At 54.0% G+C, this 23,129-nt stretch carries 22 protein-coding genes, 1 tRNA gene and 1 pseudogene; 9 read left to right on the top strand and 15 right to left on the bottom strand.

All coding sequences use genetic code 11. From position 1 onward, the window contains the following. Window positions 1–17: 17 nt before the first annotated feature. From NK55_RS08190 to NK55_RS13540, 3 genes are read left to right on the top strand one after another with little or no spacing between them, the layout of a single operon-like run. Window positions 18–737 carry a Zn-dependent protease gene (locus NK55_RS08190; RefSeq protein ID WP_024125280.1) on the top strand — a complete coding sequence of 240 codons (720 nt, stop codon included), beginning with the start codon at window positions 18–20 and terminating at the stop codon, window positions 735–737. Next, complete coding sequence (locus NK55_RS13235; protein WP_041429161.1) at window positions 730–1,530, top strand: DUF819 family protein; 801 nt, start codon at window positions 730–732, stop codon at window positions 1,528–1,530. The genes NK55_RS08190 and NK55_RS13235 overlap by 8 nt, the downstream gene beginning before the upstream one ends. Then, the gene (locus NK55_RS13540) at window positions 1,464–1,844 is read left to right on the top strand and encodes a DUF819 family protein (RefSeq protein WP_162147181.1); all 381 of its coding nucleotides are present in this window, start codon (window positions 1,464–1,466) and stop codon (window positions 1,842–1,844) included. The genes NK55_RS13235 and NK55_RS13540 overlap by 67 nt, the downstream gene beginning before the upstream one ends. On the opposite strand, the gene NK55_RS08175 is transcribed toward NK55_RS13540, so the two are convergent. Together NK55_RS08175 and NK55_RS08170 are read right to left on the bottom strand one after the other, a co-directional pair. Beyond that, on the bottom strand, window positions 1,836–3,155 hold the full coding sequence (locus tag NK55_RS08175; protein WP_024125279.1) for a class I SAM-dependent methyltransferase: 1,320 nt from the start codon (window positions 3,153–3,155) through the stop codon (window positions 1,836–1,838). The two genes, NK55_RS13540 and NK55_RS08175, sit on opposite strands and share 9 nt — an antisense overlap. Before the next feature lie 81 nt (window positions 3,156–3,236). Further along, entirely contained in the window at window positions 3,237–4,538 is a 1,302-nt protein-coding gene (locus NK55_RS08170) for an FAD-dependent hydroxylase (RefSeq protein ID WP_024125278.1), read from the bottom strand. An 86-nt stretch (window positions 4,539–4,624) separates the two neighbouring features. On the opposite strand from NK55_RS08170, the gene NK55_RS08165 reads away from it, so the two are divergent. Continuing rightward, on the top strand, window positions 4,625–5,215 hold the full coding sequence (locus NK55_RS08165; protein WP_024125277.1) for a DUF3318 domain-containing protein: 591 nt from the start codon (window positions 4,625–4,627) through the stop codon (window positions 5,213–5,215). On the opposite strand, the gene NK55_RS08160 is transcribed toward NK55_RS08165, so the two are convergent. Beyond that, window positions 5,212–6,369: a DUF445 family protein gene (locus NK55_RS08160; protein WP_255325345.1), complete on the bottom strand. Its 1,158-nt coding sequence runs from the start codon at window positions 6,367–6,369 to the stop codon at window positions 5,212–5,214. The genes NK55_RS08165 and NK55_RS08160 overlap by 4 nt on opposite strands. A gap of 252 nt (window positions 6,370–6,621) precedes the next feature. Next, complete coding sequence (trxA, locus tag NK55_RS08155) at window positions 6,622–6,936, bottom strand: thioredoxin (RefSeq protein WP_024125275.1); 315 nt, start codon at window positions 6,934–6,936, stop codon at window positions 6,622–6,624. Between the two features lie 138 nt (window positions 6,937–7,074). On the opposite strand from trxA, the gene NK55_RS08150 reads away from it, so the two are divergent. Beyond that, window positions 7,075–8,721 (top strand): AarF/ABC1/UbiB kinase family protein, encoded by a 1,647-nt coding sequence (locus tag NK55_RS08150; protein WP_024125274.1) that lies wholly within the window; start codon window positions 7,075–7,077, stop codon window positions 8,719–8,721. A 15-nt stretch (window positions 8,722–8,736) separates the two neighbouring features. Here NK55_RS08150 and NK55_RS08145 read toward each other — a convergent pair whose 3' ends face one another. The 4 genes from NK55_RS08145 to NK55_RS08130 form a co-directional block, all read right to left on the bottom strand. Further along, on the bottom strand, window positions 8,737–9,018 hold the full coding sequence (locus NK55_RS08145; RefSeq protein ID WP_024125273.1) for a DUF3593 domain-containing protein: 282 nt from the start codon (window positions 9,016–9,018) through the stop codon (window positions 8,737–8,739). Beyond that, a complete protein-coding gene (gene typA, locus NK55_RS08140; RefSeq protein WP_024125272.1) occupies window positions 9,018–10,808 on the bottom strand; it encodes a translational GTPase TypA in 1,791 nt (596 codons plus the stop codon). Before typA ends, NK55_RS08145 begins: the two co-directional genes overlap by 1 nt. Before the next feature lie 328 nt (window positions 10,809–11,136). Then, window positions 11,137–11,218, bottom strand: a tRNA-Tyr gene (locus NK55_RS08135). A gap of 71 nt (window positions 11,219–11,289) precedes the next feature. Then, window positions 11,290–11,802 carry a hypothetical protein gene (locus NK55_RS08130; RefSeq protein WP_024125271.1) on the bottom strand — a complete coding sequence of 171 codons (513 nt, stop codon included), beginning with the start codon at window positions 11,800–11,802 and terminating at the stop codon, window positions 11,290–11,292. A gap of 23 nt (window positions 11,803–11,825) precedes the next feature. Between NK55_RS08130 and NK55_RS08125 the strand changes: the two genes are divergently transcribed. After that, a complete protein-coding gene (locus NK55_RS08125; RefSeq protein ID WP_024125270.1) occupies window positions 11,826–13,808 on the top strand; it encodes a CHASE2 domain-containing protein in 1,983 nt (660 codons plus the stop codon). Between the two features lie 92 nt (window positions 13,809–13,900). On the opposite strand, the gene NK55_RS12460 is transcribed toward NK55_RS08125, so the two are convergent. The 5 genes and pseudogenes from NK55_RS12460 to NK55_RS08105 all read right to left on the bottom strand — a co-directional run bounded on the left by NK55_RS12460 (window position 13,901) and on the right by NK55_RS08105 (window position 18,180). Next, window positions 13,901–15,859, bottom strand: a complete 1,959-nt coding sequence (locus tag NK55_RS12460; protein ID WP_051372827.1) for a YadA-like family protein — start codon at window positions 15,857–15,859, stop codon at window positions 13,901–13,903. A gap of 27 nt (window positions 15,860–15,886) precedes the next feature. Next, window positions 15,887–15,934: pseudogene (locus NK55_RS14300) on the bottom strand (hypothetical protein); the annotation flags it as partial. A 37-nt stretch (window positions 15,935–15,971) separates the two neighbouring features. Beyond that, the gene (locus NK55_RS08115; protein ID WP_024125268.1) at window positions 15,972–16,682 is read right to left on the bottom strand and encodes a two partner secretion system extracellular component; all 711 of its coding nucleotides are present in this window, start codon (window positions 16,680–16,682) and stop codon (window positions 15,972–15,974) included. Between the two features lie 270 nt (window positions 16,683–16,952). Further along, entirely contained in the window at window positions 16,953–17,108 is a 156-nt protein-coding gene (locus NK55_RS08110; RefSeq protein WP_024125267.1) for a DUF2256 domain-containing protein, read from the bottom strand. Between the two features lie 16 nt (window positions 17,109–17,124). Beyond that, window positions 17,125–18,180, bottom strand: a complete 1,056-nt coding sequence (locus tag NK55_RS08105; protein ID WP_024125266.1) for a GTP-binding protein — start codon at window positions 18,178–18,180, stop codon at window positions 17,125–17,127. A 248-nt stretch (window positions 18,181–18,428) separates the two neighbouring features. Here NK55_RS08105 and pyk point away from each other — a divergent pair, with 248 nt between their 5' ends. Continuing rightward, complete coding sequence (pyk, locus tag NK55_RS08100; protein WP_024125265.1) at window positions 18,429–20,213, top strand: pyruvate kinase; 1,785 nt, start codon at window positions 18,429–18,431, stop codon at window positions 20,211–20,213. Between the two features lie 14 nt (window positions 20,214–20,227). Further along, entirely contained in the window at window positions 20,228–21,181 is a 954-nt protein-coding gene (locus NK55_RS08095; protein ID WP_024125264.1) for a serine hydrolase, read from the top strand. Here NK55_RS08095 and psaK read toward each other — a convergent pair. Continuing rightward, window positions 21,158–21,409, bottom strand: coding sequence for a photosystem I reaction center subunit PsaK (psaK, locus tag NK55_RS08090; RefSeq protein ID WP_024125263.1), 252 nt, complete (start codon window positions 21,407–21,409; stop codon window positions 21,158–21,160). The genes NK55_RS08095 and psaK overlap by 24 nt on opposite strands. A gap of 94 nt (window positions 21,410–21,503) precedes the next feature. Here psaK and NK55_RS08085 point away from each other — a divergent pair, with 94 nt between their 5' ends. Next, entirely contained in the window at window positions 21,504–22,196 is a 693-nt protein-coding gene (locus NK55_RS08085) for a phosphoribosylanthranilate isomerase (protein ID WP_024125262.1), read from the top strand. On the opposite strand, the gene NK55_RS08080 is transcribed toward NK55_RS08085, so the two are convergent. Further along, complete coding sequence (locus NK55_RS08080) at window positions 22,146–22,889, bottom strand: DUF2993 domain-containing protein (RefSeq protein ID WP_024125261.1); 744 nt, start codon at window positions 22,887–22,889, stop codon at window positions 22,146–22,148. The two genes, NK55_RS08085 and NK55_RS08080, sit on opposite strands and share 51 nt — an antisense overlap. Between the last annotated feature and the right edge of the window lie 240 nt (window positions 22,890–23,129).

The following is a 23,129-nucleotide window of genomic DNA, read 5'->3' as shown; positions in this document are numbered from 1 at the left end:
AGCAAGGAGGCGCCAGTATGAAGCGTTGGTGGTGGTTCTTGGTGTGCATGGTTGCCCTAGGACTGATGTTGGGCGATACCCCAGGGAATTGGGAGTCCTTGGCGGGCACCCCAAACCTGACGCGCCAGAATATCCAATTACCACCAGCGGTTTACTATCCGTTGCCTCCGTCCCTAGCTGAGATTCCTAGGAAAGGCGAAGATTATTTTGATGAAGTCCAACCGGTGGAAGTGGGCTATTTACTGTGGACTCAGTTCCCAGTCACCGTTGCCATTGAACCCCCCCGGCGGGATCCAAACCATGTGTGGCAAGCAGCCGCGGCCCAGGCAGTAGCGGAGTGGTCAACCTATTTGCCCTTAGAAATTGTTGATCCCAGCCGCCCTGCCAATATTCGCCTCCTCTCGCAGCGACCCACAGATCAAAATAACCGCCGCGCCCGCTTTGCTGAAACCAGCTATGAACTCTTTGTGGATAGCCAAGGGGTGCTGCGCCATCGCTGCCGTGTCGTGGTGCGCCCTACCCAAGCTGCTAAGTTTGTTCTTGGGGCGCTGCGCCATGAACTGGGTCATGCCCTTGGCATTTGGGGACATAGCCCCCTACCCACTGATGCCCTCTATTTTGCCCAGGTAGCAGACCCGCCTCCGATTTCGCAGCGGGATGTGAATACCCTGCGGCGGGTCTATGAGCAACCCACCCGGTTGGGACAGCGACTACCAGAATGGACGCCCCATGGATGAATCCTTGATCCTTTGGGGCATCCTATTGACGCTGACGGCTCTAGGGCTATGGCTAGAGCATCGCTTTCGCTGGGCAGCACGGTTGGGGTCTTCGCTGATCATTCTGATTTTGGCGGCCGTCTGCGCCAATGTTGGTATTCTTCCCCAGCAATCTGCGGTCTATGACACAATCTACGACACCATTACCTCGTTGGCGATCGTCTGGCTACTGCTGCTGGTGAATTTACAGGATGTGGGGCGCCTGGGGCGATCGGCCCTGTTGGCCTTTGGCCTTGCCAGTTTTGGAACCTTGGTGGGTGCGCTCCTTGCCAGTGTCCTGTTCCATAGTCGGTTTCTGGGGGATACCCCCCGCTTGGCGGGAAGTTTGGCAGCCAGCTATATTGGCGGCAGCCTTAACTTTGTGGGGGTTGGGCGTGCCCTTAACCTTTCGGATTTGCTCTTTAGTGCGGCCACGACGGCAGATAACTTGCTCACAGCCATTTGGCTGGCAACCACGCTGAGTCTGCCTTCGCTGTTGGCACGCTTTTATCCCCCCCAGGAGGAGGGGGAAGCGGTTACCGTAACCTCCCTGCCCACCGCCTCAGCGATCGCTCCCCTAGATTTAGGGATTCTCCTCAGCTTGGCCGTGGCTGTCTTGGCACTGTCAAGGGCACTGCATCGGTTTTGGCCGCTCATTCCCACCCTTGTCTGGCTCACCACCCTCAGCTTGGCATTGGCGCAATTTCAGTGGATCCGCTATCTGCGGGGGATGGGGGCTTTGGGGATGTTTGGCCTGAATCTTTTTTTACGGTGATTGGTGCTGGTACCCATGTGCCATCCCTAATTCCGGTGGGAATGGAAATGATTCTCTTTACCACTGTGATTGTTTTTACCCATGGTCTCGTCACCTTTGGCCTTGGGGTCCTCCTGAAGTTGGATGTAGAACTGTTGGCTCTTGCCTCCCAAGCGGCTGTTGGCGGGCCTACCACTGCCGTTGCCCAAGCCACTGGTCGGCATCGGCCCCAACTGCTGGGTGTAGGGATTACGTTGGGATTGCTGGGATACGCGATCGCCAACTATTTGGGATTGGCGCTTGCCCAAGTTCTGGGCTGGATTGGCCTAGGGTAAGCTGACAAGAACAAACAAACTGAGTTCCAAGCGGGTCAAGAGGGCTTGCAGTTGCTGCCGTGCCACCCTTGGTTCAATGGGTTCGAGTGTGACGGGGTCAAGGGGTGCCAAGCATTGATAGCGATCGCACAAGTCCGGAAAAGCCAAGGGGTGATCAAACAGGGGCAATAGGGTTGCCAGGCCGAGGGGATCCACATAGACAGGGGTGGGACTAGAAAAGGACATAAACGTACCCAGATCAACAATCATCCGATCATTGAGGTACCCTAGCCATTTTTCCTTGATTGCCTCCGTACACAGTTGCGGATGTAGATGAACCGTACTTTGATCCCACTGCGCCTCCGACCATTCCCCCAAGTCGGCTACGGTGGCGCGGGGTTGCGGACTACACCAAAAATCCAAGAGGCGATGCACCGGATGCAGAAGCTCGTACATCTCCAACTGCACGGACTGCGGCACATCGGGTAGGCTCAAGGCCAAAAAGGTGGGCAGGTTTTCTGGGTCTTTGAAGAGATCCACCAGATTCCAGTGGCGCCAGTTGACCATGGAAATAAATTCTAGACCCGCTGCTTCTAGGTATTGAAACAGCTGGGGAATGGTGCTGCCTTTATCTGCCACCAGTAGATGATTTGCCAAGAGGGTCTCATTGCTCTCTTGCTGTTCGTAGTGGGGGTTCCAGGTTCGGGCTTTGAGATCCACACCATCCTTGAGTTCTTTCATGATGTCGCGGACAATGTCCATTTCCATTTCTTCGGGATTCTCGTCCATCAAGCCCATCAGCTTAAAGAGATTTTGGGCACGAAAGAAGGGGAAGCGCTGCAGCGCACTGTGGAGATTACTGCGGAGAATGCCATCGGGCTTAAGGACACTTTTGAGGGCATTGAGGCCTTCAACAGGGTCAGGCAGCAAATATAACACTTCATCGCAATTGATGTAGTCAAACTGCTCGCCCCAACTGGGCAAATCCAAAATCGAGCGCACCTCAAAGTAAACGTTATCAAAGTGATGGAACTTGAGCCGCTCCGCCGCCAACTTCACAGATTCAGGGGATAGATCAATACCCACAATTTCCGCGCCGGGGTTGGCGATCGCCAGGACTAAGGACTTATAGCCCGTGCCACAGCCGGCATCGAGAATCCGCTTACCCTTGGTCTGTGGCACCCGATGATCTCGCACATAAAAGGGGGTCACTAAATCGTGGACAAAAAGAACGTTCGGGTCATCCTTGGGAGTTTTGTCAATGGCCACACGGGGATAGGGACCATAGTCAAACTGGCGGCGAATTTTCTCTAGACCATCCGTAGCAGCCATCCCTCTCTCCCAAGCAGTTGGTTTCTCTGTCAAATTGATACTACAAGAGTGCTGGCACTGGAGATAGGTGCGTAGAAAGTTTTAACGCCCTCTGGGGAATTGACAATCGGTCGGCAGGGGGAGGAGGAGACCTGCCATAAACCGTAGCACCAGACGCTTGAGGGGGGAAACGGTTCGCAACAGCCACAGCCCGCAGCGGCGCACCGCCACCAAAGGCCACCATGTATTGGAAAACAGACGGTTAAGGAAGTCGGTAAAGGCAAGGGTCAAGACATTTTGCCACCAGCGTTGGCGGTGAAATTGCATGAGGTGTCGGCGATCGCCAATTTCCTCAAGGGGGGTAGCCAAAATCTGCTGTGCCAGATTCCACACATCCCGCAGTCCCAAATTGAGTCCTTGTCCCCCCACGGGATGGCAGCGGTGGGCTGCATCGCCAATGACCACAAAGCGATCCGCCGCGTAGGAGTTGACTTGCATGAATTGGGCTGGAAAGACAAAGCGATCGCTCACAGCCGTAATCTCCGCCATCTGGGGATCAAGATAGGGCTGAAGTGTTGCTAAAAAGCTGCGATCGTCGAGGGCCGCAACGGCTTCCGCCTCTGGGTGGGGCAGTGTCCAAACCACTCGATAGCGATTCTGCGGTAGGGGTAGCACTCCCATTGGTCCTGTTGGCCAAAAGCGCTCGTAGGCAATCACAGGTTGGGGATGGGCAACCTCGAGGGTGGCAACCACACAGGACTGAGGATATTTCCATCCCTTGGGTTCAATGCCCATCTGCTGCCGTAGGGGAGACTTGCCACCCTCTGCGGCGACCACTAAACGGGCTGCCAAGTGAGCCACCTTGGGTTGGGTAGGGTCACCAGAAATCAGGGTCAACTGAGCGCGATCGCCCTGCACTTCGTTGGTCACTACCCGCCACGGGCAGTAGAACGTGACATTGCTGGCAGACTGTACAACGCTCTGAAGGGTCTCGGCGATCGCTGCGTGCTCACCCACATAACCAATGGCTTCCGTGCCCAGATCCGCTGGGGAAAAGTTAACCATCAAGGGGAACCGTTCATCGGAGAGTTGCACCACCTCAAAGGGCTGCACATGGGGCATGAGCTTATCCCACACCCCTATTTCCTCAAAGAAGTAACGAGACACTTGGTGGAGGGCGTAGGCTTGACCCTTGGTGTTTTCCCGCCTGTAGGGAGTTGCCTCAATGAGGGCGATCGCTAGACCACTGTTGCGTAGCGCACAGGCCAGACTTAGACCCACAATCCCGGCACCAACAATCGCCACATCCACGGCGGGCAGCTCTTGAGCAGAAGCGACCAGGGACGGTTCTGAGGGGGCAAAGGCCGATGTCATCACCATTTTGATTTGGGCACAAAAACACATGCCCCTTTATTCTAAGAAATCTGCAAGATTGCCGGAAATGTACAGCAATGGCAGACTAGGGGCAGAGCAATTGCATCACTATTCCTATGACCCCAGAAGCTGAGATTCATCGTCTGCTTGATCTCATGCCGGCGTCGGCACGGATGCGCTGTAAGTTGGTTTCTCGACCGCAACAAAGCCAAGTCCTGCGCTATCAGCCCCCTCTTCCTTGGGGCGATCGCCCAATTGAAATTAACTTTCGCCTGTGGCAGCATCTCGATCCCCCAGAGCGCGATCTGTTACTGCTGCGGGCAGTGGCTTGGTTTAACACCACGGGTTTGATCAAACTTGACCTCTACCAAGGACTAACGGTGGCCGGCTTACTGGGTACCCTCTTCCAGGCAATCCAAGCAGACCCCATTGGTATTTTGGTGGCGGGGGGGCTAACCACCTTTGCGGGGCTGCAAGTGTGGCAAAATACGCGGGGAATTCCCGTGGCGGTGGCGGCCGATCGCCAGGCCCTGCTCTTGGCTCAACGGCGCGGCTACAGTGAACAAGAGGCTGCCAAAGCGCTCCTTTCAGGTATCTCTCGGGTAGCAGAGTTGGAACGCCGTCCCGTTCTTGATGTCACTGAACTGATTCGCTGCCAAAACCTGCGCCAGTTGGCGGGTGAGTCTGAAGTCAAAGTTCCCGTTTAGGGCACTTGCAGACTTTGCCAGTACAAAAAGCCTGCCTGTACCACCCCAATTAAAAAGCCAAGAATGCCCCCCAAGCGGACAATAGCTTGCAACTCACTGCGAACAATGCCCTGAATTGCTAGTTCGAGATTTTCTGGTGAGGTGGCCTTGACCCGATCCACAATCACCCGATCTAAATCCAAAATCGGAATCGCCCGCTCAATGATCAGTTCCATATCCCGTTCCAGATAGCGATCGAGCACCAAAGCCAATTCATCGCTGACCACTTCCAAGGAGGCACCCAGACTCGCCGAATCTCGCAGTCGCCGCAAAATACTCAGGGAAATCGTTTCCCACTCCACCGTTTGACTGACCGTTTCAATGACGCTAGAGCCCTGCTCTTGGATATAACTGCGCACCGTCTGCCGAAACAGTTGCCGTAGCTCCCGCACCGTGCCGAGGGGCAAACTTTGCAGGGTAATATTTTGCAGGGCTTCCACCAAGCGTTGCCGCAGTGCCAATGCCGTAATCAATTCTCCGAGGCGGCGGTTACAGGCTTCCCGCTCATTGAGACAATACTCCCGCAGACGAATCAAAGTATTGCGCACTCCCACAAGATTAGCCACGACCCAATAGGTGCCACTGGTATTTTGCCGTAGTTCTTGATCGAGGACATTAATCGTGCGATCGGTGAGAAAGTCAATTATCGCCAGTCGTAGGCGATCGGGGGGCAGCATGACCGACAGCAGCCAATCCGCTAGTTTCTCCGCCTGTTCATCATTCAGTTGCAGCTCCACCAATACCTGATCAAACAATTGATTGAGTTGCGGCTCCAAAAAATCTTCCCGCCGCGACCACACCTTAATCAAACGGGGCAAGGCACTGCCAAAAAAATCCCGCAGAATATTCGCCAAAACTTGGGCCGATCGCTGTTCACTTTGAGCCTGAATTTGGCTAAGACTTGTTTGGAGGAGCCAATGGATGACCGCCTTCACCCGTTGCACTTGCAACAGCCGCCGCGCTAAGTTTTGCAGCTCCTCCGGCGTTAAGAGGGAACCCAGAATGGCATCGGCAATTCGACGGGCCAGCCGCTCCTGATTGCGGGGGATGAGACCAGGAGTAAAGGGGAGTTGCTTGCCGCCTACATAAACTGGCTTGTAGGGGCGAAAGAGCATTGTAATTGCTAAATCATTCGTAAAGTAGCCGATGACCCCCCCCGCCAACGGTGGTACAAGCAATGTCCAATAGCTAATCTCTGCCAATGCTGGCCTTCGCCTCCTCTGTTTGCTGACTTTTTTCTAGGCAATGCACAGGCGCAAAATAGCCCCAGCCATCTTGGCGCCGGATTATCCCCGCCTTTTCCTAAGGGGCTGTGGCTATCACCGCTGTTGGTCATCTTGGTCATACGCCCTTAAGCCCTTAAAAGTTTACAGCCGACGAATGGCATCAATCAGAACTTCTGGCGGTTGCACTCCTTCCCAGCGCTGTACTTCACGGCCTCGGTGGAAAAGAATCAATGTGGGCAGGGCCTGAACGTGGTATTGGCTCGACAGTTGAGGATAGCGCTCAGAATCAATTTTGACCACCTCGACCTCGGATTTCAAATGTTTCTTGACCTGCTCTAAGATAGGAGCCATCATTCGGCAAGGGCCACACCAGTCGGCATAAAAGTCAACCAAGAGGGGCTTATCCGTTGTGGCTAGGAGATCGCTAAAGCTACTAAATTGACGTGTGGTTGCCATAGTCAATTCCGATCAAGACTCTACCCTCATCATAGACACAGGGCAGAAAAACTGGCGAAAGGATGGCTGCCCCAGTCTGAATAGCCGGGAAAAAGGCGCTATTGTTGAGGTTGAGCGCTCTGTTGTGATTGCTGCTGGATGCTCGTTACTGCTTCTACCTCTCGTCCCAGTCGCTGGCTGCTCTTTCGCCGTATTAGCCAAATTGTGGGAGTACTGGGGCAATTTGGTAGTCAACTGCTGTGGGACTATACTTGGCGGCGGCGGAGTCATCGCACTCAATCCCAACGGGCCCGTTGGCTCGTACAGCAATTATTGGTCTTGGGACCGACGTTTATTAAAATTGGTCAATTTCTCTCGACGCGATTTGATCTGTTGCCCCCCGCCTATATTGAGGCCCTGAGGAAACTACAGGATCAGGTGCCTCCCTTTGACTCGCGGCGGGCGATCGCCCTGATTGAGCAGCATTTGGGGCAATCCCTTGGGGATCTCTACGCCACATTTGATCCAAAACCCCTTGCAGCGGCCAGTCTCGGCCAAGTCCATCGGGCAAGGCTCCATAGTGGTGAAGAGGTGGTTGTGAAGGTGCAACGCCCACAACTGGAGGCGCAACTGTATCTGGACTATCTGGCCATTGGTGAACTCATTCGCTGGGCCGATCGCTGGCTGCCCTTTCTTCGTCCCTATGCCCTCCAAGAGATCTATGAGGAGTTTTTTAGTATTCTGCTGCGGGAAATTGATTACATTCAAGAGGGGCAAAATGCCGATCGCTTTCGTGCCAACTTTGCTCAAGACCCCTATATCCGTGTTCCTAAAGTCTATTGGACCCATACCTGCCACCATGTCTTGACGATGGAGTATCTCCCCGGCATTCGCATTGACAATCGAGCCGCGATCGAAGCCTTTGGCTTAAATCCCCAGATGATTAACCAGCGGGGAATTTGTTGCTATCTCAAGCAGTTATTGATTGATGGCTTCTTCCACGCTGATCCGCATCCGGGGAACTTGGCCGTGACCAAAGAGGGTGATCTGATCTTCTATGACTACGGCATGATGACGGAAGTGCCGGCCCTGAATCAGCAGCAGATGGTGCAAACATTTTTTGCCGTGCTACAAAAGGATAGCGATCGCGTGATTGCTGCCTTGATGGAACTAGGTCTGTTGATGCCTGTCACTGATAGAGTTCCCCTACAACGGATTATGCAATTGATTCTAGATCGATTTACCGAACGCCCGGTGGATTTAGCCGCCTTCAGAGAACTGCAACAGGAAGTCTATGCCCTGTTTGAGCAGCAACCCTTTCGCCTACCGGCAAAGATGACCTACATTCTCAAGTCCCTCACAACCCTCGATGGAATTGCCCGCAGTTTAGACCCTGAGTACAACCTAAGTGCTGCTGCCCAGCCCTTTGTTAAGGAATTGATGCGTCATTCACGGCCGGGCTGGCGAGAATTGATTCATCAAACCCAAACCCTAATCAACCAGCGACTACAGCAGCCCAGTCGGGTTGAAGTGCGGCTGCAACAGTTAGAGGATCGCCTGGCTCGCGGCGAACTCCAAATCTCTGTGCGTCATCCGACGATGGAGCGGCAACTGCGGCGGATAGAGAGTTTGTTGATCTGTTTGGTTTATCTGGGGTTGGCTGGTTTTACCCTCTTGGCGGGGGCAATGTTGTGGTCCGCCAAGGCCCCGGGGGGAGCGATCGCCCTCTTTACAGTAGCCGCACTGGCAGGCTTGGCGCTGGTGCGCAGTTGGCTTCGCTTTCTCTGGTTATGCCGCTGGCAATAGGTGCACGACAGTGAACTACGATGATTCCTTGAGGGCGCGGCGAAAACCCAAGGCAATCAGGATATTAGCTAATGTCAGAAAAAATTCTGCCCCCCCGTGCAGCCCATCTACATTGGCTAGGGTTGTGCCATAGACGCTTTGGGCATAGAGGCCCGCTGGAATGGTGACGGCGACAAAGACCAGTGTCCCATAAAAGCCAATAAGGGCTAAACGGGGTGTGTGGGGGTTGCGGGTCATGAAGTACAAAAACCCCAAATAGGGAAACAGTGAGAGGGCAAAACAGGCATTCGTGAGCATCAGCGGCGTACCAGCTTCTTGCTCATTTTCCGCAGTCGAATCGATTGGGGCGTTACCTCCACCAGTTCATCGGGGCCAATGTACTCTAGGGCCCGCTCTAGGCTCATTTCCACGGGTGCTTGCAGTTGCACCAGTTCATCCCCCGTTGAGGAGCGGAAGTTGGTGAGTTGTTTGGTTTTGCAGACATTAATTTCAAGGTCTTGGGGACGGTTGTGCTCACCGACAATCATACCCCTATAGACTTTGGTGCCAGGGGTAATGAAAAAGACACCGCGATCTTCGGCATTTTTTAGGGCATAGAAGGTGGCTGTGCCCTCCTCAAAGGCAATTAAGACGCCATTGCGTCGGGTGCTGATCTCCCCTGCCAAAGGACGATAGTCCAAAAAGCTGTGGTTCATAATCCCTTCGCCGCGCGTTAGGCGCATAAACTCGCCCCGGAAACCAATGAGACCCCGCGCTGGGATCACAAACTCCAGTTGAGTCCGACCATTACCTCCCACCTGCATATCCTGCATTTCACCGCGTCGCTGGCCAAGGCGCTCAATACAGCCGCCAACGGCTTCATCGGGAACGTCGAGCACTAAGCATTCATAGGGTTCGCAAGGCTGACCATTGACTTCGCGGTAGATCACCTGTGGCTGGGAAACTTGGAATTCATAGCCTTCGCGGCGCATGGTTTCAATGAGAATGCCAAGGTGCAATTCACCCCGACCAGAAACGGCAAAGCGATCGGGGGAGTCGGTTTCTTCGACCCGTAGAGCCACATTGGTTTCCAGTTCCCGAAAGAGGCGATCGCGCAATTGCCGCGAGGTCACAAAGGTTCCCTCCTGACCGGCAAAGGGGGAGTCGTTGACAGCAAAGGTCATTTGCAAGGTCGGTTCATCCACCTTGATCAGGGGTAGGGCTTGGGGGTTGTTGGGGTCGGTAACGGTTTCGCCAATGTTGGCATCACTAAAGCCCGCGATCGCCACAATATTGCCGGCACTGGCTGTGTCTAATTCAATTCGCTTGAGTCCCTCAAAGCCCAAGAGTTTGGTAATCTTTGCCTTGACAATTTGGCCATTATCCTTGACTAAGGCGGCCTGCTGCCCCACTTGGATGGTGCCATTGTGAATCTTGCCAATAACAATCCGCCCTAGGTACTCGGAATAATCCAAGGTTGTCACCTGAAGTTGCAGCGGCGCATCGGGGTTGCCCACTGGCGGTGGAATATGGCGGACAATGGCTTCAAAGAGGGGCTGCATATCCTTGCCCTCTTCGTCTAGATCTGTTTTTGCGTAGCCCGCCAAGCCCGAAGCAAAAAGATAAGGAAACTCACACTGATCGTCATCTGCCCCCAGCTCAATGAATAGGTCCAACACCTTATCGATGGCTTTGTAGGGTTCCGCCTGGGGCCGGTCAATTTTATTCACAACCACAATGGGTCGCAGACCTTTCTCAAGGGCTTTTTTTAGAACAAACCGCGTTTGGGGCATCGGCCCTTCGTTCGCATCCACAATCAGCAGACAACCTTCCACCATGCCGAGGACACGCTCCACTTCACCACCAAAATCGGCGTGGCCGGGGGTATCGACAATGTTAATCGTCAATTCTTTGTAGCGAACCGCAGTATTTTTGGCCAGAATCGTAATGCCGCGCTCGCGCTCCAGATCATTGGAGTCCATGACGCACTCGGGAATATCTTCCCCTTCGCGAAAGGTACCCGACTGGCGCAGTAGGGCATCCACGAGGGTGGTTTTGCCGTGGTCAACGTGGGCGATAATGGCAACATTACGAATCGGCAGACTCATAGGTTCTTCTTGAAAGTTTCGTAATACAAAATTGACAAAATTGACAAAATTGAGGAGTGTGACAAACTGTTACAATCGTAGCGCAGTTTGGGAAGGAAACTGAGCCAGAGGCTGCTTGCGATCGCCAGCGGTGTTGATCTTGGCTGCGCCAAGTCTGTCACCAGGCCGCTTTCGGAGACGACTGCTTTGGCAATTGCACCCTTGGTGAGCTCAGTTGGCAGAAAACTGAGGCAGTTGAATTTTCCTTAGCTCCTTTGTCTGAATCCCGCTTTGGCGGGAAGGCAAGGACTTTCTTGTCCCTGAATTGACCTACTTGGTTTTGCCTAGATGGGCCGGGCTGGATTCGAACCAGCGTAGGCGTAGCCAACGGATTTACAGTCCGCCCCCATTAACCACTCGGGCACCGACCCTTTCATCGCGATTCTTTAATATATCACATAAGGGGGAAGGCTTGGTATTGCCCTTTTGAGAAAACAATTCCCTACTCGTCGAGGGTGTAGCTTTGCAGGGTTTCTAGGGGCTGTACTTTGAGGAGGCGTTCGGCACGGCGAATCTCGCTGTCATTCCCTTGAATCAAGATCAGGTATTTGCCGCGCTGCAATCGCTTTTCAAAGGGGATGCCGGACTTACCCGTAATTACCACTTGGAGGCCGCCGCCTACGGTGAGACTGCCCAAAGCGCCAGCGATCGCCCCAAAGATGCCCCCCAAAAGACTATTGTTTAGGCGATCCAGCATGGGCAGAATGTCAATTTGAGTTGCTTGGTTAAAGGTAAAACCAGCAAAGAAGCCAAAGGGAACCAGCCAGGTCAACATCCGTTGCATTTGCTGGCGGGCGACTTGAAATGGATCAGTCAGTCCCAACTCTGACCACTGTTTGTAGCCTCGCCCCAAGAGGGCTACTTTTTCCATGGGGAAACCGTCCTTTTCAAGCTGGGTGTAAACGGCCTCGGCCTGGAGGCGATCGCCCAGTGTCGCTACCAAGTAGTTTTTCATAGCGATAGGATGAAGGAAATCTTTTGCTTGCCTGCAAAGCGATGCTGCCCCCATTGTCCCACTTTCGCCGCACCTTTGCTGATCTGGGTCTGATTGTCGTGGCCAGTACCCTGGCCAGCACGGTTGTGATTGGGATTCGTCAAATGGGTTGGCTACAACCGCTGGAATTGGGTGCCTACGATCGCCTGATGCAATTGCGCCCTATGCCGGGCCCGGATCCACGACTATTGGTGGTAGCAGTCACCGAAGCCGATATTCAACGTTACCGCTCCCTATCGTTGCCGGATCAGCTCTATGCTCAAGCCCTACAAAAACTCCTCAAACATCAACCCCGTGCCATTGGCTTGGATATTTACCGCGATTTTCCCGTGCCGCCGGGGCATGAGGCGCTAAACCGCCTTTGGCTAAGTTCCGATCGCCTCTTTGCTGTCACAAAACTGGGGAATGCCACCCACGCGACCATTCGCCCGCCGGCTGCCCTCAGTACCGATCAGGTGGGATTTAATGATGTGACGGTTGATGCCGGTGGCATTGTCCGTCGCAGTTTGTTGTTTTTGCCCGACGACCAGGGGAATACGCTCTACTCCTTCTCATTGCGGCTGGCGCTGCGGTATCTAGCGGATGAGGGGATTGAGCCTCGCGGCAGTGATGCGGATCCCCATGTCATGCAGTTGGGGAAGAGCATTTTCACACCCCTGCAACCCAATGATGGCGGTTATGTAGGAGCGGACACGGCGGGCTATCAGGTGATGCTAAACTATCGCGGTGATCAGCGGGCGGTGACATGGGTGCCCCTTGAAGATGTGCTGACAGAACGAGTGGCACCAGAATTGATTCGCGATCGCGTGGTTCTCATTGGCAACATTGCCGAGAGTGGCAAAGATTTTTTCTATACGCCCTTTAGTTCCGGCCTGCGGGACAATCAGCGCATGGCGGGGGTATTTATCCATGCTCAAATGGTGGGGCAATTCATTGATGCGGGTTTGGGCGATCGCGCCGTCATTTGGTTTTGGCCCGACAGTATCGAGAATGTTTGGATTGTGCTTTGGGCATTGATTGGCGGGATCCTTGCTTGGCGAGTGCGCCATCCTCTAGCCTTAGCGACGGCAGTGGCAGCAGCTCTACTGCTGCTTTTGCTCACCTGTTATGGCCTATTTCTTAAGTTGGGCTGGGTTCCCCTTGTGCCGCCGGCATTAACACTCCTGCTTAGCAGTGGGGGAGTTGTTACCTACACCGCCCAACAAGCTCAACAACAACGGCAAATGGTGATGCGCCTCCTTGGCCAAAGTATCTCCCCCGAAATTGCTGCCACCCTATGGGAACAGCGAGATCAACTCCTTAAGGACGGCAAGTTACCCGGCCAACGTCTGATTGCCACGCTCCTTTTTACCGACTTAAAGGGTTTCAGTACCATTTCTGAAACAATGGAGCCGGAGGAGCTTTTTAACTGGCTGAATGCCTATCTGGAAAAAGTCGCAGATGTGGTGCAAAGCTACCACGGTGTGATTAATAAGTTCACCGGTGATGGCATTATGGCGGTGTTTGGCGTGCCCATTAAACGGACAAGCCGTGAAGGAATTGCCATTGATGCCCGCAATGCCGTGGATTGTGCCTTGGCCTTGGGACAACTACTCGAGGAGCTAAACCGCGAATGGGCTGCCCAAGGGCTACCGCAGGTGATGATGCGGGCGGGGATTTATACCGGTCCGATTGTTGTTGGCAGTCTCGGTAGTAAAAATCGCCTAGAGTACGGTGTTATTGGCGACAGTGTGAATACAGCCTCCCGCCTTGAAAGTGTGGATAAGCACCGCCAACCTAGTCCCTGTCGGATTTTAGTGGCCGAAGAAACCTTGCAGTACCTCGGCGATCGCTACGAAGTCGAAGCATGGGGACCTTTGGAACTCAAGGGAAAAGAGCGCAAAATCAAAGTCTTTCGCATTCTGGGTGTACGCAATGGGCTGGCCCTTGGTCCTAACCAACCCACGGCAATCGAACTGGAAATTTAGTGCCCGCAAGGGAGGGAGCTGCTCAACTATCAGAAATATAAGAGGGCTGACCCCCCATCTGCTGGCAACGGTGGGCGCGATCGCGCATGGGCCTAAAACCGAAAACCCAGACCAAGGCGAACTAGTGGCGATCCGGCACTCGAGAAACTGGCGCCAGCATCAATGACAATTGGACCTGCTTGATGGGCCATGGCCACCCCTACAGCACTATAGCCGCTATAGGACCCAAAACCAATGTTAAATGTTGTTTCACCAGAGCGCGCCGGCACAATGGGCAATAGGGCAGCCGCAGAAGCAATACCCGCAAAAGCTTCGCCCCGTAATTGATTAACTTGCGCATCGGTATAGGCATTGGCGGCTCCTAGGGCCACTGCTCCGATACCATCAACATAGGCTTTGTTGACGGCATCGGTGGGTAAAATGGGGGTAGCGACATTGGTAATCCGACGTTCAGCACCAGGGGCACCCACCGAAACGGTATTTGCTGCGGTGGTAACAGAGCCGGCACCAATGGCCACACTATTAGGATGAAGAGCCTGGGATGATGGGCCGAGGGCGATCGCGTTATTAGCATTGGTTGCGGCATTATTACCGATAGCGATCGCGCCCACGCCAGTAGGATTTGCCCCATTTCCCAAGGCAATGTTTCCACAGGTTACCGTTGCACCCGTAATCGAGCAAATACCGGTGGCAAATAGTTGATTAATGAGCGCAGAAAGCTGGCTGCCATTAATTGCATCAGTACTTGTTGGTGCAATGATACCAGGAGCAACATTAACTACTTTTCGCTCTTGGCCAAGAGCACCAACAGAAACTGTATTGGCTCCGTTGGCCACTGAACCGGCACCAATGGCCACACTGTTGGGAGCAGTGACTTGGGCATTTCGACCAATGGCAATTCCATCCACAGCGCCGGCGGAAGCTGTGGAGCCTATAGCGATACTGTTATTGGAATTTGCAACACTTTGATTGCCTATTGCAATACTTGCCGTGCCAGTCGCCTGGTTACCAGACCCCATTGCTGTGCTGTCGTTCCCTTGGGCTTGGTTCTGGAAGCCAACAGCGGTGCCGCGGAGTTGTGCCGTGTTGCTACGCCCCATTGCTGTGCTGTCGTTCCCTTGGGCTTGGTTACCAGACCCCATTGCTGTGCTGTCGTTCCCTTGGGCTTGGTTCTGGAAGCCAACAGCGGTGCCGCGGAGTTGTGCCGTGTTGCTACGTCCCATTGCTGTGCTGTCGTCCCCTAGGGCTTGGTTACCAGACCCCATTGCTGTGCTGTCGTCCCCTAGGGCTTGGTTCTGGAAGCCAACAGCGGTGCCGCGGAATTGTGGTGCCGTGTTGCTACGTCCCATTGCTGTGCTATCGACCCCTAGGGCTTGGTTACCAGACCCCATTGCTGTGCTGTCGTCGCCTTGGGCTTGGTTCTGGAAGCCAACAGCGGTGCCGCGGAGTTGTGCCGTGTTGCTACGTCCCATTGCTGTGCTGTCGTTCCCTTGGGCTTGGTTACCAGACCCCATTGCTGTGCTGTCGTTCCCTTGGGCTTGGTTACCAGACCCCATTGCTGTGCTATCGTCCCCTAGGGCTTGGTTCTGGAAGCCAACAGCGGTGCCGCGGAGTTGTGCCGTGTTGCTACGTCCCATTGCTGTGCTATCGTCCCCTAGGGCTTGGTTCTGGAAGCCAACAGCGGTGCCGCGGAGTTGTGCCGTGTTGCTACGTCCCATTGCTGTGCTATCGTCCCCTAGGGCTTGGTTCTGGAAGCCAACAGCGGTGCCGCGGAGTTGTGCCGTGTTGCTACGTCCCATTGCTGTGCTGTCGTTCCCTAGGGCTTGGTTTTGCATCCCCATCGCAGTGGCATTGAGAGCATTGGCTGAGTTCTGCATCCCCACAGCAGTGCTGTTGTCGCCTTGAGCTTGGTTAACAAACCCCATTGCTGTGCTCCTGGCTCCTACAGCTTGGTTAGCAAACCCCACAGCAGTGCTGTTGGCTCCTAGAGCTTGGTTAGCAAACCCCATTGCGCTGCTATCGTCCGTTTGGGCAAAGTTAGCAAACCCCATTGCTGTGCTCCTGACTCCTACAGCTTGGTTAGCAAACCCCATTGCTGTGCTGTCGTTCCCTTGGGCTTGGTTCTGGAAGCCAACAGCGGTGCTCTGCTGACCGGGTGCAAGGTTAGGTGTTTGTCAAAGAATTGTAGTTATTTTGCATCCCCATCGCAGTGGCATTGACAGCATTGGCTGAGTTCTGCATCCCCACGGCTGTGCTGTTGGTCCCTTGGGCTTGGTTCTGCATCCCCACGGCCGTATTGTTGTCGCCTATAGCTTGGTTCTGCATACCAAGGGCTGTATTATTACTCCCAGTAGTTGAGGCAGTGCCGTCAGCGATGTTTTGGTAGCCAACAGCGGTATTGTTATTGCGAGCAGCGTTAGGGAATGACCCAATTCCGGAGGGTGTACCGGTAGTGGCAACGGTATTCTCTGCTCCTACTGCTGTGTTGTTATTTCCAACGTCCTGGTTGGCGGGAGTAAGTCCACCAGGGGTTCCAATTTGATTATTAGAGCCCAGTGCGTGGTTCTGTGCATTGACACTTTCTACTGTGTTCCTAGCACCAACTGCAGTGATTTCCGTATTGGCATTTCGCACTGTGTTTTCTATGCCAACTGCTATTGCGCGTATTAACCCAGCTAAAGGGGAATTCCGGGAACCACAAATGAGGTTGTCATTGGCGGTGCCTGCTGTGGAGTTGAAAAAAGGAAAAAGAGGAGGAATAGGGTTTCCGCAGTCTCTTGTTTGGCCAAGGGCTGGCAGAACTGCATAGAATGGAGTGGCCAAAAGACCGACAGCAGCAGCAAGATAGGGGGAAAGGGAATTTTTGCTTACCATGGTTTTAGTGGATTCCTGACTGAAAACAAATGTAAAAAATTAAAACAAACTAAAAGGAATTAAGCGAAGCCGAATTTTTCGTAAAATTGCATAACTTGATAACCTTGCAAGACAAGCTAATTATTGAGCTGTCTGCAATTGATAGGGCTATCAAGCTTTCCCCCATGGCAGTAGTGTACAGGAGCCCTCTAAAACAGTCAAGCGCTTTCAGCAGCTGAATGGCTAACTTTCAAGCCTCTTTCTCTGATCAAGTAGGCGTAGAGGTGTATATTATGATTGAATTTGCGATCGCCGCCGCCGACAGCGATCGGAGCAGTATTTAACTTCTTCCCAACAAGCTGCCCACTTTTTGCGCCACTGGAAAGGACGGCCACAGACGATACAAATTTTGCTAGGAAAGTCCGCTTTGCGACGTTGCTTGGCCATGACTTTTATGCATCAGTTATGCATCAGTGACACAGGCGGCCAACTGGTTCAGTAGGGTTGCATGATCTAAGTTCTGGCCAATGAGAACCAGTTGATTTTTGCGATCGCCCTTCCATTCCTCATCATCGAGGCTAAAGCGCTTACCACTGAGGTGAAAGACATGGCGGCGGGGACTTTCCTTAAACCAAAGAATGCCCTTGGCGCGAAAGACGGATTGGGGGAGTTGGTGGTCAAGAAAATACTGGAATTTTCGCAGTTCAAAGGGGCGATCGCTCTGGAAAGAGACAGAGGTAAAGCCATCCTCCTCAAGGTGATTGGAGTGATGAGGGTGATGATGATCATGATCGCAATGTTCATCACACCCATGATCGTGATCATGATCGTGGTCGCGCTCAGGGTGCTCGTGTTCAGGATGAAAGTAGCGATCGCTCTGAAACAATCCCACACTCAAAATCAAGGGCAGCGGTACCTGTGCCTTCACGGTGCGAATAATCCGTGCCCCCTCCCGCATCTCGTGAATTCGCCGTTCGAGCTCCTGCAAGCGTTCCTCGGTGACTAGATCTGCTTTGTTGAGCAGAATAATGTCACCGTAGGCAATTTGGCTTTGGGCAGCACTGCTATTGAAAAGATCCAGACTAAAGTTCTCCGCATCCACCACGGTAATAATCGAGTCCAAGCGGGTGAGATCCCGCAGATCGGTCCCCAGAAAGGTTAGAGCCACCGGCAACGGATCCGCCAATCCCGTTGTTTCCACCACCAAATAGTCCACCTTGTCGGGCCGCTCAAGAACCCGATAGACGGCATTCACCAAGTCGTTGTTGATAGTGCAGCAGATACAGCCGTTGCTGAGCTCCACCATGCCCTCATCTTGGGACACCAAAAGCTGGTTATCAATGCCAATCTCGCCAAATTCATTGACGAGTACAGCGGTTTTGAGGCCTTCTTGGTTTGTGAGAATATGGTTTAAGAGGGTTGTTTTGCCACTCCCCAAAAAACCAGTGATGATGGTGACAGGCAGACCGTGTTTTTCAGCCTGCATTTTGGGAGAGGGATCAGAAAGGGTAGTTGTCATAGGTCAATGGCCCAAGAAAAAGAGAATCATTCTCATATTTTAAGTCGAAAAAAGAACTTGCCCATCCTTCCTAGGGAACACCGCCAAGGGCGATCGCTGTGCTGTAGGCTAGAAGCAACCACTTTACGCCGATTCCTAGATTTAGCCATTCCCAAAAGGGCAATGCCACTCACTGCATGTATCCCCTATCCCTACCAAGGGTTCTAGGAAATACGGTAACCTGTTGGAGCCTCATCATTCAACCATCTATGTCGAACCAGCCGTTGCAACGCCGCACCAAAATTGTCGCCACCATTGGTCCAGCAGTCAGTCACCCCGACAAATTGCGCGCCATTATTCAAGCGGGAGCAACCACCCTGCGTCTAAACTTTTCCCATGGTACCCATGACGATCACCAGCGCAGCATTCGCCTAATTCGCCAAATTTCCTACGAACTCGGGCAACCGGTGGGCATTTTGCAGGACTTGCAAGGCCCCAAGATTCGCCTTGGGCGGTTTGAGCATGGCTCCATTTCCCTGAAGCGGGGCGATCGCTTTACCCTCACGAGTCGCCCTATCATGGGCAATCAGCACATTAGCTCGATTACCTATCCCCCCTTGGCTCAAGAGGTGCCCGCCGGTGCCACGATTTTGCTCGACGATGGCCGCGTGGAAATGTTCGTGGAAGAAGTGGATAAAGAAGCGGGTGAGCTCCATTGCCAAGTGGTTGTTGGGGGCACGCTCTCCAATGCCAAGGGTGTGAACTTTCCGGGGGTTTACCTCTCGATTAAAGCCTTGACAGAGAAAGATCGCGAAGATCTGATGTTTGGCCTCAATCAAGGGGTAGATTGGGTGGCTCTCAGCTTTGTTCGCAATCCCCAAGATGTACTGGAGATCAAAGAACTGATTGCCAACGCTGGGAAGCAGGTGCCAGTCATTGCCAAAATCGAAAAGCACGAGGCGATTGAGCAGATGGATGCCATTCTCTCCCTCTGTGATGGCGTCATGGTGGCCCGGGGTGATCTGGGGGTTGAATTGCCCGCCGAAGATGTGCCGATTCTGCAAAAACGGCTGATCGCTGCCGCCAACCGCTTGGGCATCCCGGTCATTACGGCCACACAAATGCTCGACAGCATGGTGAAAAGCCCTCGTCCTACCCGTGCAGAGATTTCCGATGTCGCCAATGCCATTCTCGATGGCACTGATGCCGTGATGCTCTCCAATGAAACGGCGATGGGGGAATACCCCGTCGAGGCGGTGAAGATGATGGCCACAATTGCTGCCCGCATTGACAACCAACCCCAACTGCGGCAACCTCCCGGGGCGGAGTCTACGGCGGTGCGTTCTATTCCCAATGCCATTAGTCAAGCGGTGGGACAGGTGGCGGCGCAGCTGCATGCCAAAGCAATCATTACCCAAACTAAAACGGGCGCAACGGCCCGGAATGTCTCCAAGTTTCGTCCCCAAATTCCTATTTTGGCGGCAACACCCCATATCGAAGTGGCCCGACGCCTCCAGTTGGTCTGGGGCGTAGAACCGCTGCTGACATTGGACCATCCCTCGATGCGCGAATCCTTCCAGGCAGCGATTAATGCCGCCCAGGAGCGGGGCTTCCTTGAGGAGGGGGATCTCGTGGTCATGACGGCGGGCACACTGCAGGGGGTTTCTGGCTCCACGGATATGATCAAGGTGGAACTGGTCACGTCAGTGATGGGGCGGGGTTGTGGCATTGGCCATGGATCTGTTAGTGGCCCTGCGCGGGTGGTACGCCAAGGGATGCCGGTGCGCACGTTTAATAGTGGGGAAATCTTGGTGGCGGAGCGCACCAGTGCTGAGTTGGTGGAAGTGATTCGCAAGGCGGCAGGCATTATTACCGAGGAGGACAGCCTCACAAGCCATGCCGCTGTCTTGGGGTTGCGGCTGGGGATTCCGGTGATTGTGGGCGTCAAAAATGCCACTCGGCTGATTCGTGAGGGCACTATCCTGACGATGGATGTGGAACGCGGCTTGGTTTATTCCGGTGCCCGCAATGGCGGGGAGCGATCGCCCGAGTAGGAGTGGAGCAGCCAATGACTTTTTTTCGGGCCAACACCTATCTCACAGATTTGGTGATGCGGACGCTCCAGGCGACATGGCAACACTTTCCTTGGCTAGGCCAAGAGGACATTGCCCTGACCTTGCTGGTGTATCCACCACCCATTCCGGTGAATACGGGCGGAGCGCTTACGGCAACAGAATTTTGGCAGTACTTGATTCCCGGCGCTCACTATCGCGGCGATGTGCCGATGTACCCGGCTAGTGTGGTGAAACTGTTTTATCTTGTGGCTTGCCATGAGTGGCTCCACAGTGGCATGCTCCAGCCCGATGCGGAATTGGAACGCGCCATGCGGGATATGATTGTGGATTCCAGCAACGATGCCACCAGCTTAGTGGTGGATATGCTCACGGGAACCACCAGTGGCCCAGTCCTGCCGCCGGAGCCCTTTCGGACGTGGCAATACCAGCGCAATATCGTCAATCGCTATTTTCAGTCCTTGGGGTGGCCAGAGCTAACGCATATCAACGTGAATCAAAAAACATGGTGTGATGGCCCCTATGGACGAGAGCAGGAATTTGTCGGGCGCGATCGCCGGAATGCCAATCGTCTGACAACCAATGCCACGGCCAAGTTAATCCACAGTATTGTTGGCGGCGTTGCGGTTGCTGCCAGCGCCAGTCAAGCGATGATGGAACTGATGGAGCGATCGCTGGATCCAGAGCTTTTGGCTGAGGATCCAGAAAACCAAGTCCAGGGATTTTTGGGGGAAGGGCTACCTCCAGGGACAAAGCTGTGGTCAAAGGCGGGACTCACCAGTTGGGTGCGCCATGATGCGGCCTATATTGAACTCCCGGATCGCTGCCCCTATACCTTGGTGGTCTTTACGGAAAATTCCACTGCCAGTAAAAATACAGAGGTACTGCCCTTCATTTCCCGTCAGATTGCCAGTGGCATTCCCACCCTAGAGGGCGCCGGAGTACTGTAGGCCACTGACAACACCAGCCGCCAAAAGGTGACCAAAGCTGGTGGTGGCCAGCAATTCTGGCAGACCAAAGCCTTCAAAGAGGGCAGGCAAGGCAATGGGTAAGCCGGGGCCTTTTCCCCGCGATTGAATGGCATAGCGGCCAATAGCGATCGCAAACAGGTTGCAGAGGATCACCACCAGCCCCACAGAGGGCGTCCAAGTGGTATCGGGGAGCGTGGCTAACACCATGGTTCCTCCTAAATGGGTACAATTGCCCATGAATTATACGGAACCACCGGATTGCCCCCGCCAGTTCTTTACAAAATAGTGCATCTTGTTACAAATGCTTAACGCAACCACCCCTGTAAAAATTGCCGTCAAAATTTGTGGTTTGACCCTGCCCGAGCAGGCGATCGCGATCGCCCAAATGGGTGTCAGTGCCCTTGGCTTCATTAGTGTCCCCCATTCGCCCCGCTACGTCAGCCCCCCAACCATTGCAGACATTTGTCGGCAGTTGCCCCCTTCCGTGCTGACGGTAGCTGTTGTCGCCAATCTTGATTTCGAGGCATTAGCCAATTTAGTCACAACCACAGGGGTACAAGCGCTACAGCTCCATGGCAGTGAATCGCCTGAATTTTGCCAATCGGTGCGCCAGACCTTCCCTCATATCGTGCTCATCAAAGCCCTGCGGGTGCGATCGGCGGCCACCCTCACCGAGATTGCCGCCTACACCCCGATTGTAGATCGCATTCTCTTGGATGCTTACCATCCACAGCAGTTGGGGGGCACGGGTCAACCCTTTGACTGGACGCTACTTAAAGAGTTACACATTCCTTGCCCTTGGTGGCTGGCGGGGGGCATTACACCCGAAAATTGCCGTCAGGCGATCGCTCAAACCCAGCCCCAAGGAATTGACCTTGCCAGTGGGGTGGAAAGTCGGCCGGGGGTCAAGGATTTAGGGCGCGTGGCAGCGTTGCTGAGCAACCTAGGGATAAATGCAAACCATTCCCTGTACCCTGAGGGCAGCCGCTTCTAGCCGCAACTCTTGAATAGCGACCCCATCACCCAAATCAATGGTCACCGTGGGGTGAATCTCACGTTCCCCTTGCCAGTGCACCTTTTCTAAGCAGAGCGTCCGTTCATCCTGCAAGCGCACATGGGTCATGAGATGCCAATCCCCCTGCTCTCCTTGGGCATTCACCATCGAGAACCTCAGTTTGAGGCAGCCAGTCCCCAATTCTCCCTGTGTATGCAGCAGTTGCCACTCTTGGAGATCCACTCCCGGCTTGCCCAAGCCCCGCTGATGGAGCAACTTCAGTAGTTCCCGTAGGCCGGATTGCAGGAGGGGGGCCCGCAAGGAGGCGTTCAGATCGGCTTGGCTGAGAACCAGTTCGCCCCGCAGCGGCACGGGTGCCAATAGTTTTAGGGGTTGGCCCCGCAACACCTGCCCTAGATTAATCTGAATCTGTTCTGCTTGGACTGCCGCTTGGCGCAATTGAATCCCGCGATAACTGGCTGTTGCTGCGGCAATGCGCACGTGCGGTAAGTACCCCCGCAATAGCTGGCGATCGCCCCCTTGAATCTCAATTTCCAGTCCGGTTGCCTGCTCTAGCTGTGAGGATAACCACCACTGCAGTGCCGGTCGCAATACCCGTGGAATCAGCCCCCGCTCAGCAACAGGAGATGAAGCAACCAAAGCCTCAGCCATTTCTGGCGACGTTGACGACATACCGACTCCTCACAACTTTTTCTATCTACTCCCCCTACCTAGGCCGGCTTGTGGGGCTAGTTTGCTGATTTTAACGAAACGAGATATCGGTTGGGTCGTGGCAGAGACAACTTTCCTAACCTGCTAGAACTGGGGCAGTGGCAATCTACCGCTCCCAAAGATTCCCTGAAGTCGCGATCGCCCCGCGGCACTTCTCTGGGGAAGATCTCCTCCCAGGATTGGTTCTAGCCTGAGGGGTGA

Origin of the sequence: Thermosynechococcus sp. NK55a (genome assembly GCF_000505665.1) — a bacterium.
GTDB lineage: Bacteria > Cyanobacteriota > Cyanobacteriia > Thermosynechococcales > Thermosynechococcaceae > Thermosynechococcus.
This window is presented reverse-complemented; position numbering and strand designations above follow the sequence as displayed.

Bases quoted from the DNA above. Each gene is read 5' to 3' on its own strand.
- NK55_RS08190 (WP_024125280.1), top strand. From the start codon at position 18: ATGAAGCGTTGGTGGTGGTTCTTGGTGTGCATGGTTGCCCTAGGACTG.
- NK55_RS13235 (WP_041429161.1), top strand. From the start codon at position 730: ATGGATGAATCCTTGATCCTTTGGGGCATCCTATTGACGCTGACGGCT.
- NK55_RS08175 (WP_024125279.1), bottom strand. From the start codon at position 3,155: ATGGCTGCTACGGATGGTCTAGAGAAAATTCGCCGCCAGTTTGACTAT.
- NK55_RS08170 (WP_024125278.1), bottom strand. From the start codon at position 4,538: ATGTGTTTTTGTGCCCAAATCAAAATGGTGATGACATCGGCCTTTGCC.
- NK55_RS08165 (WP_024125277.1), top strand. From the start codon at position 4,625: ATGACCCCAGAAGCTGAGATTCATCGTCTGCTTGATCTCATGCCGGCG.
- NK55_RS08160 (WP_255325345.1), bottom strand. From the start codon at position 6,369: ATGCTCTTTCGCCCCTACAAGCCAGTTTATGTAGGCGGCAAGCAACTC.
- trxA (WP_024125275.1), bottom strand. From the start codon at position 6,936: ATGGCAACCACACGTCAATTTAGTAGCTTTAGCGATCTCCTAGCCACA.
- NK55_RS08150 (WP_024125274.1), top strand. From the start codon at position 7,075: ATGCTCGTTACTGCTTCTACCTCTCGTCCCAGTCGCTGGCTGCTCTTT.
- NK55_RS08145 (WP_024125273.1), bottom strand. From the start codon at position 9,018: ATGCTCACGAATGCCTGTTTTGCCCTCTCACTGTTTCCCTATTTGGGG.
- typA (WP_024125272.1), bottom strand. From the start codon at position 10,808: ATGAGTCTGCCGATTCGTAATGTTGCCATTATCGCCCACGTTGACCAC.
- NK55_RS08130 (WP_024125271.1), bottom strand. From the start codon at position 11,802: ATGAAAAACTACTTGGTAGCGACACTGGGCGATCGCCTCCAGGCCGAG.
- NK55_RS12460 (WP_051372827.1), bottom strand. From the start codon at position 15,859: ATGGGGTTTGCTAACTTTGCCCAAACGGACGATAGCAGCGCAATGGGG.
- NK55_RS08115 (WP_024125268.1), bottom strand. From the start codon at position 16,682: ATGGTAAGCAAAAATTCCCTTTCCCCCTATCTTGCTGCTGCTGTCGGT.
- NK55_RS08110 (WP_024125267.1), bottom strand. From the start codon at position 17,108: ATGGCCAAGCAACGTCGCAAAGCGGACTTTCCTAGCAAAATTTGTATC.
- NK55_RS08105 (WP_024125266.1), bottom strand. From the start codon at position 18,180: ATGACAACTACCCTTTCTGATCCCTCTCCCAAAATGCAGGCTGAAAAA.
- pyk (WP_024125265.1), top strand. From the start codon at position 18,429: ATGTCGAACCAGCCGTTGCAACGCCGCACCAAAATTGTCGCCACCATT.
- NK55_RS08095 (WP_024125264.1), top strand. From the start codon at position 20,228: ATGACTTTTTTTCGGGCCAACACCTATCTCACAGATTTGGTGATGCGG.
- psaK (WP_024125263.1), bottom strand. From the start codon at position 21,409: ATGGTGTTAGCCACGCTCCCCGATACCACTTGGACGCCCTCTGTGGGG.
- NK55_RS08085 (WP_024125262.1), top strand. From the start codon at position 21,504: ATGCTTAACGCAACCACCCCTGTAAAAATTGCCGTCAAAATTTGTGGT.
- NK55_RS08080 (WP_024125261.1), bottom strand. From the start codon at position 22,889: ATGTCGTCAACGTCGCCAGAAATGGCTGAGGCTTTGGTTGCTTCATCT.